We start from the raw sequence: 16175 nt of genomic DNA, 5'->3' as shown, positions 1-16175 counted from the left end.
TTCGCTAATGGCTCAATTTACTTGTGTGTATGGCTCAGGACCGTGCTATCTGCCACCTGTGTGTTACGGGGTTGAGTGGTTTGTGGAAGTTGATCAGTCCATCCTGGTGGAAGATGAGGTGATGCGTGGGGGAAACGTGGGGGATTTTATAATTCTTCAGACTTCATTTACTGAAATCTGCAATTTTTTCTTCAATTGTCATGCTTATCTTTTGCGGGTTTTGTTATAATAATAATAATGTAATTAAAAGTAAAATTTTGAAGTGTCTACCTAATCCCCCTCTAATAAAATCAAGAGAATTATAATATGCCCCAATCGAGGCTTTTAAATCAAGAATTAAAGGAATAAGGGAACGATCGATTTCCAGATTTTTGTGACATCTAACTAGATCGTACTTTTCAGAGTTAATAATTTCAACTGCTTGCTCATGGATTCGATGATTTTTTTGCAATAATCCTCCTGAACCTCTATACATACCCCAACTTGCCAAATAGGAAGCCAAAGAAAGAGCAAGACTATCTTTATTAGTCTCTCTTGATTCAGAAAAAGAATTGAAGCAAAAGTCCCATGACCAATATCTATGAAATGGATCATCTACCATTAAGTTTAAATATCTGTGGATGACGTTTGGATCAAACTTAAAACTCATTATGGAGGTTTTACAACTTTCAACGTTTATTCATGCCTTTTAAATGGGCCAGCAATTTCTTTTCTCTTTTTTTAATAAAATCTATAAACTGTACGACTATCTGATCTTCCAGACTTTCTTTAAATTCAGATGAATTTTGAATATTTAATATTAATGTGTGATTGCCGAAATTAATAGGGGCGCCTTCGAGTTTAAGAAATTCTACCTCATACCAATGTTTGGGAGCTTCTCCAAATTCGGCAGTATAACTATTGGAAGTGGGGCCAGGATTGAATACCCCCATAAATAAATTTCCACTATAATTGCCAGTACCATTGAAGGATTCAATTCCGAAGCATAGCTGGTCGTTTGAGAAGGCTTTATGCCATACCCATATTTGGGCATATCTTTCATCAATTCGATCACCTACTTCTGCAGTTAAACCAGGAGGCAGATTGGCCTTTAGTTTTTCAAGAACAGCGTGCCTTACAGCGTCTGATATACTTTGTCTGGCTTTAATTATTGTACTACATACCAATGCGGCGGCTTCATAGTTGTTTTTTATCAATTCGATTAGCTCGTTTTCATGCTGATTGTCTGGAGAACTAGTCATTTTCCTTATTAGTATTATGTATTGTTTAATGGATTCTCTTAACATAGGGGCGTCTGCAGCTTCTTTTAGACAAAGCGCTAACCAATTTTTTATTTCGTTATTATAAGAAATTGGATAAAAGTCATGTCCTAACTGCAGATTACCCTTGCTTTCTATAGAAGGTTCTTTTCCATCGAGGCTTAAATAAAAGACTTTATTGTTTCCCTTGTTGTAATTACAGTAACGTTCTATTTGACCTGGCTGATCGCCGGCATAGATCTTGTTCTCGATCGTAATAGTCTTATTATTTTTGTCCTTAATAAGGATGTCCAACCGTCCGCCGCTTTTTTCAATATCATTTCTTTCTCCTATATAGTGTTCGGTAATTACTTTGGCTTCTCCTACGGATAAATGATTTGGGCAGTTGACTATTTCAAGGAATAATTTAAGAAATATGTCACCTTTTAAATGGGTACCAGATGGGTTGAGTAATTCTGCTAAGAAAGTTGAATGTGTGCTATTTTCACTTCGTTCAATACGTAAAACTGAAAAAATATTGAATTGCTCTCCTTTTAGGCGCTCTAGCTCCTTTTGATGAGCAATTATTCGTTTTACAAATGAGAATAAGTTTGAAATTTCTAAAGGTTTAACCATAAGGAAACGATAAAAATATATCTTAAGTGATGGATAGATGCTAGTTTACTTTACAGCCATTGCACTAACTACCCGCATCTCAAAGTTTTTTGTGTTTTCAGGAGGGTATACCTTCAACTCAAAAGATGTTGCTTCATTGGGTGGAAAGTATTTATATACTCTGGAATCTGTTGTTGCCAGCTCTGTATTGGTCTCTGTTAAGAAGGTTATCTGTACAACAGCATCTTTAAGAGTAGCTACTGATGCCTTACTTCTGATAAGGCCTTTGATAATATAGCCGTCAGTGGCATATTGGGAGTGATGGAAGAAATCAGGCTTTTGTGTTTGTATTTTATTCTCCTGCATATTGCCTGTTATCGACAACATACCTGCCGGGTCAGCGGCTTCTGATTCCAACAACTCATGCCTTAATTCTGCCGCCGTTTTGATGGGAGGCCCTGCGACTGTATCTGCAACAGTTTGTACCTGGGCTGTATTAGCAGTTGAAGCAGATGGAATATTGTTACAGGAAATGAATAGAATGCAACCAGTAAGAGCTGGTAAAATTGTTGATAAGGGGTTCATGGGTTGGTTTTAGGTGAATTAGTATACGATTGATATTTACCTTTTATTATAATTTTCGGGTCGATAAATTTAGTTATAAGTAAAAACCCTGATTAGCTAACTGGTTGTTCTTGTTAAAACAATAAAAACTTTACCGATGGCCATCACCCAGAATTCTTAATCTACATCAAGCCTATTTCTTGACGCAAGTCATTGGTGCACATTCTTCTTTGTCGGAGTTTTACATTCTCAAACCAGTTATGTAATCGAATAGCACTGGATCAAAAAACAATTTACATTATTAAACTACCATCAAATGAAACAGATACGCGTACAATCAATGCTGATTGCCCTGGGGCTAATTCTTTCTCTAGGTATTTTTCAAAGTTGTCAGCAATCCACTCCTTCAACAGCAGGTTCGTCAGAGAATATTGACAGCTTGAAAAAAATAGCGATGCAATTGGTCGCATCGAACGACACTATTGCAAGTCACCTCAAAACCTTTGATGAGCTGGATTTTGATGTGTTCAGTAATCAAAAATGGGACAGGCTGAAGGAAAGTCATGCGCAGAATATAAAGGTGTTCTGGCCCGATGGTCGCATGGTAGAAGGTATAGCTCAACACATTGAAGACCTGAAAAAACTTTTTGTACATGCGCCAGACACCCGCATTAAAGAGCATCCTATCAAATTTGGTTCTGGTAAGTATACGCTTGTTACCGGTGTGTTTGAAGGTACATTCACTAAACCAATGCCAATTGGAAATGGAAAGTACATTCAACCGACTGGCAAGGCTTTCAAAATGCCAATGGCAACAGTTGGTATTTGGGAAAATGGCGTTATGATAGAAGAACATCTTTTCTGGGATAACCAAACTTATGCAAAGCAAATTGGTTTGCAATAAATAAATGCGGTGAAGGTGGTAATATAGGTCGATGTAGGAACGGAAGGCTTTTTCTCTGATTTGAAAATTTTCAAAGAATAAAAACAACCAGCTCCCTGCAGAAGAGCCGGTTGTTTTTCTATACAGCTTCCCGAACCTGCTGCGCCTTCGCGTAGCTTCAGTCGCTTGCGCTAAAGCTTCAGCGACGGAGCACGAAGCAAGGTCGGTGTTAACTGCCTTTCGTAGTGATCCTTCCTACTGAATCACTTTCGAAACAAGCACTGAATGTACTGTTTGCTTGCCCTTGCCGATGGCAATCACACGGAACCAGTATTTGGCGATAGACTTCAGGTTAGTGAAAGTGTTTTCGCTTTCAACAATGGTTTCGCTCGTCCATTCGCTATCAGAAGTGATGGGGTCGGGCGTACACTGGTGAATGTATGCCTTCGCCCCGGCCACTTTTTTGATGCGGGTAATGGCTTGTCCGGGCGGACCGATCTCAACTTCCAGTTTTTCGATTTGACCAAGATTTTGTGATGCAGCCTTGATCCCGGCGATATCGAACCCGCTGCTCAACAGCATGGTTCTATCACCGTTACTGGTCGTTGTAATGTAGCCGGCCAGGTCGTCCAATATCCCGATCAATTCAGCTTTTCTGTCGTTCTTGGCTGATGACAGGGTCATGTCGTTACGGCCGGATACGGATTTCGCCGCCTGGAAGTCAAGAAAAGCCTTCTCCAAAACTGATAACTCAGGTGTTGGCTTAGGGAAATAGGCATTCTCCTTAAGGCTTTCCTTTATCCGGTTAGTTAATACAAGCAAATAGGTATCACTACCTTTTCTATACGAACTTTTGATTTTGAGTTTCATATAAAAGCGTTTTAAAAATTAAAAAATAAAGATTCCAATTAAGCTACTCATCAGGCTTAATCACTTCATTGGCCAATGAAAGTGCAGTACAAATGAAGGCTGAGCTTCACCTGAAGTTGTTGGATCCATCGTACTTATTACAAAAGGAAGTCACCTTGCGTCCATCGCATCCCTGTTTCCCCGACTGGGGTGAGCAGATGCAATGGTTGCCGATTGCAAGCTGCTAGCTGTTTTGTGGAGCGATAACGAAAATGAACTTTGTCAATTGCAAGTACACATCTGTTCGGTTATACATCTTGTTCATTTGTTCAATACAAATATACATACCCCTGAAATCTGTTTTTAAAAAATGGGGCGGGCTTCGGGAAAACATGGGACGGGCTTCGGGAAAACCTGGGACGAATGAACTTCGTTAAGAAATTTTGCTTTTACTTTCGCTCAAAAAACTGACCATGGTCATGGCATTTACTACGCTTATCCGTCCCTGATTGGTTGATAAGTCAAATATAATTTAGAAAACAGATTGAAAAACCTAGTAACCCTAGTACTAGCCCTGCTACCACATTGATTCTCAGGGAGAAGAATTTTTAAAATAGGGTTTTTAAGCATGTTAAATTGGTATCCAATTTAACACACTTGATTAAGATCAATTTCGGTTGTAAATTCCTGTTTCATATATCAATAAGGGAGCTGGAATATGATACAAAACATGGCCTTTCCATTCTGTATATAAGTATCGCCAATTGATAAAAGACCTCCGGCAATTCGTATCTTGAAATCCCCGCGTAGTTTTTGATTCCTCCAATTCGATTTTTTGATAATTCCTGTCGGTGGCACCTTCTACCAAATCGGAATTTGATCTCTCCAACTGGGAATTTCAAATTTCCAGTCAAATTAAAGTCTTCGCAAGTTGGGATTGGGTAATCCCCAACGGGAAATAGCGATCACCCGATGGAATTAAGTCATCACCCGATGGGAAAGGTGGTGCCCCCTGTTGGGAGAAGGCTATCACCTGATGGGTGGAGGGTACCTTCTGATGGGTGAAGGCTAGTTCCAAGTTGGTGGAAGCTGTTACCTGACAGGAGGAAGCTATTTCCTAATTGGTGTAGGCTAATTCCAAATTGGTGGAGGCTGTTACCTAAAGGGAGGAAGCTAATTCCTAATTGGTGTAGGCTAATTCCAAATTGGTGGAAGCTGTTACCTAACGGCAGGAAGTTAATTCCGAATGGAACGTAGTTAATTCCCAACGGGAGGAAGCTAATTCCGAATGAGTGAAGGCTAATTCCAACGTGGTGGAAACTTTTACCTAACAGGAGGAAGCTAATTTCTAGTGGGAGAAGGGCTATTGCCCGATGGGGGAGGCAATCTGCCATTAGGAAGAGGCTATTTCGTGATAAGAGAAAGCGTACTGCCGAATGCGCGATAAAACTATTGAAAAATCAAAATGGTTCCCAGTATTCAAGATTGTACTTAATACGCTATCAATTCCACCCGCTTGTCCGTCAATTTATCAGGATAATACTGGGAACCAGATTTATTAGATTGCCTGTTATTACAGGCTTTTCAATTTACATCTTAACGAATTTTAAATATACAGCCTCCCCATTCTTTTTACGTAAAACTGCCACATATATTCCTTTGCTTAACTGTGCAGCCCAAACAACTATTTTCGTTTGATTTTGTATATTCTGAACAAACGTCTGTACCCCCTCAACATTTCGAATTTCCAGCGTTTGCCATTGGTCACTTAATGAAAGCGTATCTATCGTCAACGAAGTCGTTACGGGGTTTGGGTACAAATGAATGCCATAATTAGCAGCCGGTACCGGATTAATGGCTGTTGGCATATTTACCGTAAATGTAATCGGCGTACTGATTATCATTGCCGGACTGGCACAGGAAGCATTGCTTGTTACTTTAACACGTACTTTATTGCCTGTTGCAGTCGGCGTATAAGTCAATGTACTTGTGGTTGCACCTGAAATATCCAACCAGGTATGAGCGGTCGTACTATCCTGCCATTGATATACTGGCGAAGTGCCCCCATTAGTAACATTGGCGAGTATACTAACGGCTTGTCCAGAGTTTACATTATTGTTTCCGCTGGTGGTTACTGATGGTATTGAAGAATTATTGACAACAATATTAAATGCGGTACCAGGAATGGCATCTGTCAAACATCTGAATTGGTAACCGGTCCAGGTAGCAGGTACATTACTTAATTGTAATACAAAAGCATGTGTTCCATTCAGATTACTATTATCATTGACATTGGCAAACCCTGAACCAGAATCCATTTGCCATTGGTAAACAGTACCGGCAGTTGTTGCCGCCAAGGAAATGCCATTATTGTTGCAGAATTGAATCAAACTGCTTCCGGAACTACCTGTATTACCTAAAATGACAACCATTTTGTCGGTCACATCATTTGTTGAGGTAATTTCCGGGTTTTGATCTCCATTTAAATCACATACTATTGCGTTGTAAAACCAGCTTCCAACCGGGTAATTTGACTTTTGTACAAATGATATGTTTCCGGGTGTAGACAGGTTTTTGAATATAGAGATTGAATCTCCTTTGGCAACAATAATATCAGGCTTGCCATCTCCATCAATATCGCCTACAGCAGGAGAAACCCTATAACTATTTAGAAAATCAGTTCTTTGAAAAGAGAAGTTTGTGTCTATGGAAATGTTTCTTAACACTGACCATCCGTTTGTTGTTGATATGATCACATCTGTCTTGCCATCCCCATCCATATCGCCTGTCGAAAGGAGATTTCGAAAATTTCCGCTTATTATATCCTTTAATGGCGCAAAAGCTATGGTACTATTATTACTTATATTTCTCAACACAGCAAGAGAAGGAGGTTTACCATTAAACACATCATACTCCATAATAATCTCAGGTTTGTCATCACCATTAAGATCACAGGATACAGGTATGGGCATAGCATGGAGAGAACGAATAGACGGTCCACCTCTGAAAGAAATGCTTCCTCCCTGGGTTGTATTTTTTAAAAAATCGATACTGGCGTTTGCGGAGTTCATTGAATAAATGTCGGGCTTGCCATCCTTATTCATATCACAAATATTTATATGATACAGATTTGAGCCAATTCCAATACTTGTAGTGGTATCAAACGCTATATTCCCGGCAGAACTATTGTTTCTTAATATTCTCAACGAATTTAAAACATCCTGAACAACCGCTATCTCAGGCCGTCCATCCCCATCAAGATCACCTACGGTAGCTATACTGCAAAAATCAAGAAAGGCATAATTGATCTTTTTAGAAAAAGAAATATTGCCATTGGTAGTGGTATTTCTTAATATAACTATGCCTTTAGAAGTCGTTCTCACAATATCAGGTTTTCCATCCCCATCCAGGTCTTTGATAAAGACAGAATTTGAACCCTTTGAGGATGTTATCAAAGAATCAGGTATTTTGGTAAATGAACCAGGCGTAATATCACTTAACGTTGGTGGTGTAACGGAAAATTGCTGACTCGTAGCAGCCGTCAGATTATAGGTGGTTACCGTAATATAATCGTAAGTAGCGCCAACTGGCACTATTACCTCCAGGTTGGTTGTTGTTGCTTTTGTAACAACTGCTTTTACTGCACCAAAATAAACGATATTACCGTTGACGTCAGGTTTAAAATTAGTGCCTGTAATGCTGACGATTGCGCCTGCAGGCGCCGCAACAGGTGTAAATGAGGTAATCGTGGGGGCAGGCGAAGGAATAAAGGTAAAGTTGTTTCCACTACCAGTTCCGCCAGGAGTGGTGACAGATACTGTCCCTGAATTACCCTCTCCAATAATTGCTTTAATTATCGTACTGGAAATTACTTTAAATGAAGTAGCCAGGGCTCCGCCAAACTTTACCGCCTGTACACTATCAAAATTCATTCCGGTAATAGTAACTTCTGTTCCTGCTGTACCTGTAGCAGGGCTGACTGACGAAACAACAGGCAACGGATAAAATATAAACGTTCCTTTAGTTACTGTTCCATATGGTGTAGTAACCACTATATCGCCCGTAGCACCTGCCCCAACAGTAACTGTTATTTTTGAGTGGAGATTATTAGCAAATATCGACTGAATAGGTACTCCCCCAATAGTTATGGAAGTGGCATACTCAACAGAGGTACCATTTATAGTTACCCTGGTCCCTGTGCCGCCTATTGTGGGGGAAAATGAATCAAACGCTAATGGCGCTACATATGTAAAAACTCCTATTGATCTTCCGGTACCAAATGGGGAGGTAACGGTAATTACACCCGAGACGCCTATAAATAGCGTAGCTGTTATGCTGGTATCTCCATTGACTATAAATGAAGCTGCGGGAACCCCGCCAAAATTAACGGCTGTTGCACCCGCAAAATAATTTCCTTTAATAGTCACCACGGTGCCGGTAGGCCCCACTGTTGGGGTAAAATCTGTAATGGCAGGGGGATAACCAAAAATAAACCCAGGCAGGGAAGCTGTACCTCCGGGTGCTATTACCGATATACTTCCTGAGCCGCCTGTAGCCAGCACAGCGGTAATGGTACCGTCTGAAACAACTGTAAAAGACGCCGCCGGTATTCCACCGAAGCTTACTGCTGTAGCCCCGGTAAAATTTGAGCCAGTAATGGTGACCGTGGCGCCGGTACTTCCTAAAGCAGGAGTGAAAGCACTGATTACTGGTGCTGGAATAAAAGTAAAGCCGCTGGTATCAACCGTTCCATAAGGGGTAGTAACCGAGACCTTACCAGTGGCGCCATTACCAACTACTGCATTTATATTTGTTGAAGAAATAACTGTAAAGGAACTCGCAGGCATACCCCCAAAACTGACACTGGTTGCACCCGTGAGGTTTGTCCCTGTAATGGTTACCGTTTTTCCTTTTGGTGCTATAGCCGGTTTAAATGAAGTGATAGTGGGTATAGGTGGTGGAGGGGGAACATTAAAATATATTGTTGATATAGCAGTATCGCTGTGCGAGCCGTCCGTTACCACCAGTTTAATACTGTCATAGCTTTTATTGATTTTATGGTTATAGCTTGCATGATAACTTGTGCTTATTAACGTATCATTCTTATACCATAAATACTGGTGATTTGGCTTTGAGTAGTTAACCAGTTTCACAATGCCAGTTAGGGAGAGGTTGGTGGTATCAATGCTGAAAAATGCCTTAGGTAAAGGAATGCCCCCTCCATTGGTGGTTATCTCGAGAAAACCATGGCCGCCACCTGCCCAAAACTGGTTATTATTCCAAAAATGCAGATCATTATGACCATAACCCAGGTATTCATAACTATTATCCCGCGGTAAAGGCTCCCACACCTTACCTGAATCTGTTGTTTTATAAATACGAAATGACTCACCCGTGGCATAACCGGTGCTATCGTTGATAAACTTCATTTTCAATGCATAAACAGAAGTATTGCCATTTTTCAATTGCCAACTTGTTCCTCCATTGGATGTATAATATATACTTCCATAATTCATATTCAGCCAGCCTTTACCAGAGGAGATAAAATGAGCATAAGTAATGGTGCCTGCCGGTACCGTTAACTGCTGCCAGGTTGTTCCACCATTGGTGGTTTTCATGAATTTATTGGTGAAATATGTGCTGAAGGCGAAAACAGTATTGTCATCAACCGCTTCCACCACATCATAAAAACTGTTGGGACTATTCAATGTGACAAACCAGTTTTTTCCCCTGTCTACAGTTTTAATGATCCGGTCAGCTTCAACCGCATAACCAACGTCTCTGTTAGTAGGAAAAATCATATCCTTAACACTTCCCTCCAGGCTCTTTTGCGTGTTTAGCTGGGATTGATAAATTAGCCTGAAGGAATTACCCTGATCCGTGGAATATAGAATAGCTGGTACAGCTCCATAGTCTCCGAAAACTATAAGTGTATCTTTATTAAATGCTTTAACGCCGCTAACCCCAAACCCGAAAGTGAGGTTAACACTATAGCTGCCAAAGTCAACATTACTGTATGTAATATACTTTCTTGTAAAAGTCCTTCCACTATCTGTCGTGAAGCCAATCCATGAGGTAAACCCAACATAACCTTCAGCCGGAGAATAAAAACTGATCTTTTTCACTTCATTATCATCACGGACATCTACATATAACTGCCGCATTTGGGCGTACCCATTAGTTTTAAAAAACTGCAGCAGTAATAAAATGACTATAACAGCCAAAAACCGAAGAAAACGTAATGATTTATTAAACCAGCAATGGACTGTTGGTATAGATACCACCATGATCTTGAAAGTTTTATTGAGTAAAAAGTGGTATTTCTATTGGAGAGTGGATAACTTTTGGGGTGACGCTTAAACGTTGATTACCGTATTCCTTAAAGCGGCTACGTAATTGCGTCGCAAATATATATAAGTCAGTTTTTATGTTTGCTAAATCTTTTTTTAAATTATAGATTTTGCTCATTTTTTTTCCGCCTGCCACCACTGAACCTCGTATGAGCATGGCATTGGTGATTAGCTGATTAATGCCCTGTAATCCTTCTCCCCATCCCCCAAATTCCCTATTTTCACCTCTTAAATCGTTTCCTTATGTACCCACTCACCAGGTGTATAGCTTTTATCGCCCTCCTGATCACTGTGCCCGTTACCTGCCTGTTCGCTCAGCAAAAAGCAGCCGATGCTGACATTGAAGCCATCCGCTCCGCATATAAAGAAATAAATAGCCAATCACTCACAAAAGAGCATTACACGAATGAAGCTGCAGGCTGCGCCGAAGATGGGGTAGTGGACTATTTCCTCGATAAACAACAGATCGTGAAAATAAAAGAATCGGGTAGCATAGGTGATGGTAGCTGGACTACCGAATATTATTACCGCAATGGCGATCTTATTTTTATATACGAAACATTGACCGGCGGCCCCGCAAATGGAAAAGTTGAAAAGTCGGAGTATAGGGTATATGTAAAAAGCAGTAGGGTGATCCGGTTTATGAACAACCAACAGATCATCCCCGCCGATAGCAAAGCCGGTGAGTTAACGGAGACGGCGCTCAAATTGTTTAAAGCGCACACTACAAAAAAGTTTGCAGAAGTACTGTGTAATTGATGTTCCTCGTACCTTGCACCTGTTTATGACCCAACGAAAGATCATTCATATCGATATGGATGCATTCTATGCTTCGGTTGAACAACGCGATAACCCCGAACTAAAGGGAAAACCCATCGCCGTTGGCGGCCTGCCCGATAGCCGCGGCGTAGTGGCCACAGCCAGTTACGAAGCCCGCAAATTCGGCGTTCGTTCGGCTATGCCTTCCAAACGGGCCATTCAGCTTTGTCCTGACCTCATCTTTATTTTTCCGCGCTTTGCCGTGTATAAATCCGTTTCGCAACAGGTACGGGAAATTTTTCACCGCCACACCGATCTCATTGAACCTTTATCATTAGATGAAGCTTATCTTGATGTTACGGAAAATAAACAACAGATCGGCTCTGCAATCGGTATCGCCATGCAAATAAAAGCAGCCATCCGCGATGAGCTGCAATTGACCGCCTCCGCCGGTGTATCAATCAATAAATTCGTGGCCAAGATCGCCAGCGATATGAACAAACCCGACGGTCTTACCTTTATTGCGCCCGACAAAGTGGAAGCGTTTATGGAAAGCCTGCCGGTCAATAAATTTCACGGCGTTGGTAAAGTAACCGCCGAAAAAATGAACATGCTGAAGCTATTCACCGGCGCCGATCTCAAACGCCTTTCTGAAGTGGAACTGGTGCGGTTGTTTGGCAAAAATGGTAGCTTCTATTATAAAATTGTTCGTGGTATCGACGACCGCCCCGTTGAACCCAACCGCGAAACAAAATCGATCAGCGCTGAAGATACTTTCCTGAACGACCTCAGCAACCCGACAGAAATGAAAGAACAGCTCGATCGCCTGGCTGCCATTGTTGCCAACCGCCTGCAGCAATACGATCTCAAAGGAAAAACCATTACCCTCAAAATAAGATACAGCGATTTCAAACAACTTACCCGCAGCCAAACCCTGCCTGCTGCTTTTTGCGACCCCGAAACCATTGCCGCCACCGCCCTGCAACTCCTGTTAAAAACCGATATCCTGGAAGCAAAAGTGCGGTTGCTGGGAATTGGCGTCTCTAATTTTGTTGATGAGAACAACCCTGCCGGCGATGCGCAGCTGAAATTGTTCTAACCAACGCATCCAATACGCTTTTGATGTAATTTACACTTCCATGAACCGCCTTTTACACATTCAACCAGTCACACTCAACGACGTTCCCGCCATCACCCAGGTGGTAAACAGCGCCTACCAGGGTGAACCGGGTAGCAAAAGCTGGACCTCAGAAAGCCACCTGGTGGCCGGTCAACGCACTACCGAAGACCTTGTTCGCAACTTACTGCAACAGCCCGCCAATACTATGTTCAAATGCATGGATGAACAGCAAAACATTGTTGGCTGTATGCTGCTCGAGAAAAAGCCGCACACTTTATACCTCGGTATGTTGTCGGTTAATCCGAACGAGCAGGCTTCGGGTATTGGTAAGCTGTTGTTAGAACATGCAGAAAATACTGCCCGCGAACTTCACTATACTTCCCTCACCATAACCGTTATCGACCGCCGGCATGAACTAATTGACTGGTACAAACGGAAAGGGTTTGTGCCTACCGGAAAAGTGGAACCCTTCTCCAATGCATCTTCCAAAGCCCTGGCCGATTTTTCGTTTGTGGAGTTGCAGAAAGTATTGCGACCCCTATAGCCAGGATGACGGATCAAAAATCCAACTAAGAAGTGATGGAAATGGTAAGCGGCATACAAATAGAAACGCTTATTCCCGGCCATTACTTTATTGCAGCATCCCTTCTTCATATAGTAAAAGCGTCCCGAAGCGTCGGGACGCTTTTCTTTTCTATTGTACAGCCACCCGCATGGCTGTTACTGGAACTAAAATGGTTTCTGGGGATGTCGGCGCCAGGTCGCGAATGATCTGGCTGTCGTTTTCAAACAATTGCAGCACCCAGTTGGGCGGCGTTTTAATTGTGCTCGAAAAACCGGCCGATCGTACAATTTCTTCCAGCGTCTCCGGTTTGTCTTTTCGCCAGAACAGGCTCTTGGTTACGCCAATAGCTTTTATTTCATTTTGCTGTATAAACGTATGCACATGATAAAACCAACGGTTATCCCAACCTGCAATTTCCACCTGCATGGTAACCCTGGTACCGCGTTTGATGGGTTTGCGGTGGATCATTTTTTGGGAACCGAGGGAGGGCGCCAGCTTCCTGCTTAATACGGCTTTAAACAAACCGGTGCGGGCAAACTGTTCCCACCGGCTATAATCCATATACAAAAAATATTTATAAGCAGCCATTACCCGCAGTGCATCACAGTCAAAAGTTTTTACCCTGAATTCTTTAATTAGCGGCTTGTTAACATCCAACCTCTTTTTAAGATAGCGCATCAGCACTACTCTAATTACGTTGTACCAGTAAAATAGCATAAGATAATAGTTTATAGGATGATCCAATAGGGAATAATAAAAGGCGGGGTTAAATAACGCAAAGAAGGCGGTACTGTAAATTTGAACTATTACCTGCAACTATTCCCTAGTAAAAGTTGGATTTTTTGATGCCTTTGATTGGCGGAGAGGTACTGGCGCGAAGAACTATTTTTAAATTCCTTTCAATACTATTAATTCATTTTCTTTTGTAGGAAAGGAGAACCGGATGCCTGAAAGCTGCCCGGATTTTTTCCCATTGCGGATGAGCTGTACCGCTTTACCCGGCCAGGGGTTTTCCATAACGCAGGCGCGGCCTTTTTCGCTCAGAATGGTTACAAATTCAATGCGTTTATTTTGCAGGCGGCTGCTGATCAAAAAAGCGCCATAAGCCCGCAGTTTACTGAAGCTGGCATTTTTTGAATGGTTCCAGTTGGGGAAAATGCGCACCACGCCTTCATAACTTTGCAGCAGCATTTCATTAATGGTCATGGGTACAGCCGATAAGGTTTCAATACCGCCGCCACCTTGCGTGATCCATCCATTGGGGAATGATTGTACGGCAATGCGGTCTTTGAGTTGCTGCAGAATTTCATCCGCATCGTAACCCACCCGTACAGCGCCGGGAAAACAGGTTTCAATGCCATTGTTCAATGTATTACCCCATTCGCCTATGTGTTGCATCTTGTCTTTCCAATGCGCTACATCACTTAGCAGTATATTATTGAATGCACTATCTGTTATAGGTCCGCAAACGCCGCCGGGGAGTAGCAGCCCGTGTATAGATACTCTTGCCAGGCCCATTGGTTTGTTTAACCACTCAGCCGGGCTTCGCTCTACCGGCCGCAGGCTCTGTCTGCCCCCGGTTTCTCCAACGGGGAAAGGGCTCAGGCGCGTAACAATATCCTGCCATTTTTCCTGCCTGGAAATATCCTGTTTCAAAAAGGTGCTTACTTCAATGATGCCTTTGAATAACATTTTTACCAATCCTAGCGAAAGGGTGGAATTAAAATCGCCCAGCAGTTGCCGCCATTGGCCATTATTGCGCAGGTTGGGCATTACTTCGCCATAATGGTCCATATAAATAACATACCGGCCGTTCTCCAGCTTGAGGTAATCTTCCCAAAAATCGGCGCAGGCTACCAGGTAGGGATAAATGCGCCAGGCATATACAGCATCGTACGTGCTGTAAAAACGCATCAACATATTGCCGGCTCCAAACACCGCGTTAATTTTCTGCCCAAGGAATTTGTAACCGCTGTCGATCGTATTGTCCCTGGTTCCGTACCGCTGTAACATTTCCTCCGGCGTAAGCGGCCAGCGCGTGGTGCACAAACCTTTGGGGCCAATACCCACCGGATAATAAATGCCTTTTACCTGCAACAGTTCCATTGCATGTACTTTCCCTTTCTCCATATAATCGAGTAACGGTTGGTCGTAATTGTCGGTAAGATCAAGATGGTTAGAAGAATATGCTGCCCAGTACGGCGCCTGGTAATTGTAATTAAGATGATAATCGCCTCCCCAGGCTGTAGAATCTTTTGTAATAAACGGGCCCCAGATGCCGGGCGCCAATTTATTGCCGCGCGATGCGCAGGCAAATAAATACTGCGAGGTATAATAGTATTTTTCTATGACGGAATCGTTTACCTGCACGCTTGATCGGTCCCAAAAATTCCGCCACCATTGCTGATGCGCCGCATACATTTTTTCTATAACTGCGGGTGTTAATGCTTTTGCTTCTGTAATGGCGGCTTCCTTCCAGTTGGTACGGTCGTTACTGGTATAAATGGTAACAGCGATGATCGTTTTTTTGCCGGGCGCCAGGGTTATTGTTTTATTGGTTGAACCGTTGTTTCCCAATACCCGCATGGCCAATGCCACATGACATGGCCATTCGAGCAACGGCGTATTTTCAAATGAACGGGTAACCCAGGTAACCTTTTCCGTTGTACCTGCTGTGTTGATAGCTGTATTACCTTTCGCCGCCCATAACACGGGTTGCAGCGTGCAGGTTTTATTGGCGGTTATTTCAATAACTACCGTGTTGTGGGTGGCTGCTACCCAGCTGTCAATAGTTACCTGTTGAGCTTCTTTTTTAAAACTGGCATGAATAACCCCTTTACCGGGTAACTGTTCTGCATAATAATCAGCGCCCTTTAATGCGGGTATAGTAAGCCTGAGCCCGCCGGGTAATGCAATGCCGCCACCGGGATAAACAGGATACGCCCGCCAGAAATCATTCTTTCCAAAATAGTATTGCAACTCGCCGGGTTCGCCGCCAAACGTTAGGCCAATATCTCCATTGCCAGTGAGGGGTGCGTCCGGTGTTTTGGGGGTGGGTACATTGGCCGGGGGCGCGGTAAAAATAGTTGTATACCGGCCGGCGTAAATGGGCTGGGCAATTGTTCCGCGGGCAATAAATAACAGGACAATACAAAACAGCAGCTGACCGGTTCCTTTCAAGGTAATTGTTTGTTCTAAAGTACACACAATAATCCGTTGCGGTATTATTGTG

The 16175-nt window shown here is 42.5% G+C and carries 12 protein-coding genes; 4 read left to right on the top strand and 8 right to left on the bottom strand.

The window, feature by feature from the left end; translation table 11 throughout:
• Positions 1 to 223: 223 nt before the first annotated feature.
• The 3 genes from A3860_RS40845 to A3860_RS39870 are packed head-to-tail and all read right to left on the bottom strand — an operon-like array spanning position 224 to position 2438.
• The gene (locus A3860_RS40845; RefSeq protein ID WP_143774491.1) at positions 224 to 649 is read right to left on the bottom strand and encodes a hypothetical protein; all 426 of its coding nucleotides are present in this window, start codon (positions 647 to 649) and stop codon (positions 224 to 226) included.
• A gap of 19 nt (positions 650 to 668) precedes the next feature.
• Positions 669 to 1874, bottom strand: a complete 1206-nt coding sequence (locus tag A3860_RS39875) for a PDDEXK-like family protein (RefSeq protein ID WP_081156172.1) — start codon at positions 1872 to 1874, stop codon at positions 669 to 671.
• A 45-nt stretch (positions 1875 to 1919) separates the two neighbouring features.
• A complete protein-coding gene (locus tag A3860_RS39870) occupies positions 1920 to 2438 on the bottom strand; it encodes a hypothetical protein (protein ID WP_081156171.1) in 519 nt (172 codons plus the stop codon).
• A 295-nt stretch (positions 2439 to 2733) separates the two neighbouring features.
• Between A3860_RS39870 and A3860_RS39865 the strand changes: the two genes are divergently transcribed.
• Positions 2734 to 3321, top strand: a complete 588-nt coding sequence (locus tag A3860_RS39865) for a nuclear transport factor 2 family protein (RefSeq protein ID WP_081156170.1) — start codon at positions 2734 to 2736, stop codon at positions 3319 to 3321.
• Between the two features lie 234 nt (positions 3322 to 3555).
• On the opposite strand, the gene A3860_RS39860 is transcribed toward A3860_RS39865, so the two are convergent.
• From A3860_RS39860 to A3860_RS40840, 3 genes are all read right to left on the bottom strand, one after another.
• Positions 3556 to 4170, bottom strand: coding sequence for a hypothetical protein (locus tag A3860_RS39860; protein WP_081156169.1), 615 nt, complete (start codon positions 4168 to 4170; stop codon positions 3556 to 3558).
• Positions 4171 to 5738: 1568 nt separating this feature from the next.
• The gene (locus A3860_RS39855) at positions 5739 to 10313 is read right to left on the bottom strand and encodes an IPT/TIG domain-containing protein (RefSeq protein ID WP_158085504.1); all 4575 of its coding nucleotides are present in this window, start codon (positions 10311 to 10313) and stop codon (positions 5739 to 5741) included.
• A gap of 136 nt (positions 10314 to 10449) precedes the next feature.
• The gene (locus tag A3860_RS40840) at positions 10450 to 10656 is read right to left on the bottom strand and encodes a hypothetical protein (RefSeq protein ID WP_143774490.1); all 207 of its coding nucleotides are present in this window, start codon (positions 10654 to 10656) and stop codon (positions 10450 to 10452) included.
• A gap of 86 nt (positions 10657 to 10742) precedes the next feature.
• Here A3860_RS40840 and A3860_RS39850 point away from each other — a divergent pair, with 86 nt between their 5' ends.
• From A3860_RS39850 to A3860_RS39840, 3 genes are read left to right on the top strand one after another with little or no spacing between them, the layout of a single operon-like run.
• Positions 10743 to 11258, top strand: a complete 516-nt coding sequence (locus A3860_RS39850) for a hypothetical protein (RefSeq protein WP_081156167.1) — start codon at positions 10743 to 10745, stop codon at positions 11256 to 11258.
• The gene (gene dinB / locus A3860_RS39845; protein ID WP_245843729.1) at positions 11236 to 12357 is read left to right on the top strand and encodes a DNA polymerase IV; all 1122 of its coding nucleotides are present in this window, start codon (positions 11236 to 11238) and stop codon (positions 12355 to 12357) included. Before A3860_RS39850 ends, dinB begins: the two co-directional genes overlap by 23 nt.
• 40 nt (positions 12358 to 12397) lie before the next feature.
• Entirely contained in the window at positions 12398 to 12922 is a 525-nt protein-coding gene (locus tag A3860_RS39840; protein ID WP_081156165.1) for a GNAT family N-acetyltransferase, read from the top strand.
• Between the two features lie 150 nt (positions 12923 to 13072).
• On the opposite strand, the gene A3860_RS39835 is transcribed toward A3860_RS39840, so the two are convergent.
• Complete coding sequence (locus tag A3860_RS39835; protein ID WP_143774489.1) at positions 13073 to 13660, bottom strand: acyl-CoA thioesterase; 588 nt, start codon at positions 13658 to 13660, stop codon at positions 13073 to 13075.
• 171 nt (positions 13661 to 13831) lie between these two features.
• Positions 13832 to 16123 (bottom strand): glycosyl hydrolase family 95 catalytic domain-containing protein, encoded by a 2292-nt coding sequence (locus tag A3860_RS39830; protein WP_245843728.1) that lies wholly within the window; start codon positions 16121 to 16123, stop codon positions 13832 to 13834.
• Between the last annotated feature and the right edge of the window lie 52 nt (positions 16124 to 16175).

It is taken from the genome of Niastella vici (assembly GCF_002077945.1).
Classification (GTDB): Bacteria; Bacteroidota; Bacteroidia; order Chitinophagales; family Chitinophagaceae; genus Niastella; species Niastella vici.
This window is presented reverse-complemented; position numbering and strand designations above follow the sequence as displayed.

What these genes read in the sequence shown, in the direction of transcription:
- A3860_RS40845 (WP_143774491.1), bottom strand. Translation starts at nt 649, where the DNA reads ATGAGTTTTAAGTTTGATCCAAACGTCATCCACAGATATTTAAACTTA.
- A3860_RS39875 (WP_081156172.1), bottom strand. Translation starts at nt 1,874, where the DNA reads ATGGTTAAACCTTTAGAAATTTCAAACTTATTCTCATTTGTAAAACGA.
- A3860_RS39870 (WP_081156171.1), bottom strand. Translation starts at nt 2,438, where the DNA reads ATGAACCCCTTATCAACAATTTTACCAGCTCTTACTGGTTGCATTCTA.
- A3860_RS39865 (WP_081156170.1), top strand. Translation starts at nt 2,734, where the DNA reads ATGAAACAGATACGCGTACAATCAATGCTGATTGCCCTGGGGCTAATT.
- A3860_RS39860 (WP_081156169.1), bottom strand. Translation starts at nt 4,170, where the DNA reads ATGAAACTCAAAATCAAAAGTTCGTATAGAAAAGGTAGTGATACCTAT.
- A3860_RS39855 (WP_158085504.1), bottom strand. Translation starts at nt 10,313, where the DNA reads ATGCGGCAGTTATATGTAGATGTCCGTGATGATAATGAAGTGAAAAAG.
- A3860_RS40840 (WP_143774490.1), bottom strand. Translation starts at nt 10,656, where the DNA reads ATGCTCATACGAGGTTCAGTGGTGGCAGGCGGAAAAAAAATGAGCAAA.
- A3860_RS39850 (WP_081156167.1), top strand. Translation starts at nt 10,743, where the DNA reads ATGTACCCACTCACCAGGTGTATAGCTTTTATCGCCCTCCTGATCACT.
- A3860_RS39840 (WP_081156165.1), top strand. Translation starts at nt 12,398, where the DNA reads ATGAACCGCCTTTTACACATTCAACCAGTCACACTCAACGACGTTCCC.
- A3860_RS39835 (WP_143774489.1), bottom strand. Translation starts at nt 13,660, where the DNA reads ATGCTATTTTACTGGTACAACGTAATTAGAGTAGTGCTGATGCGCTAT.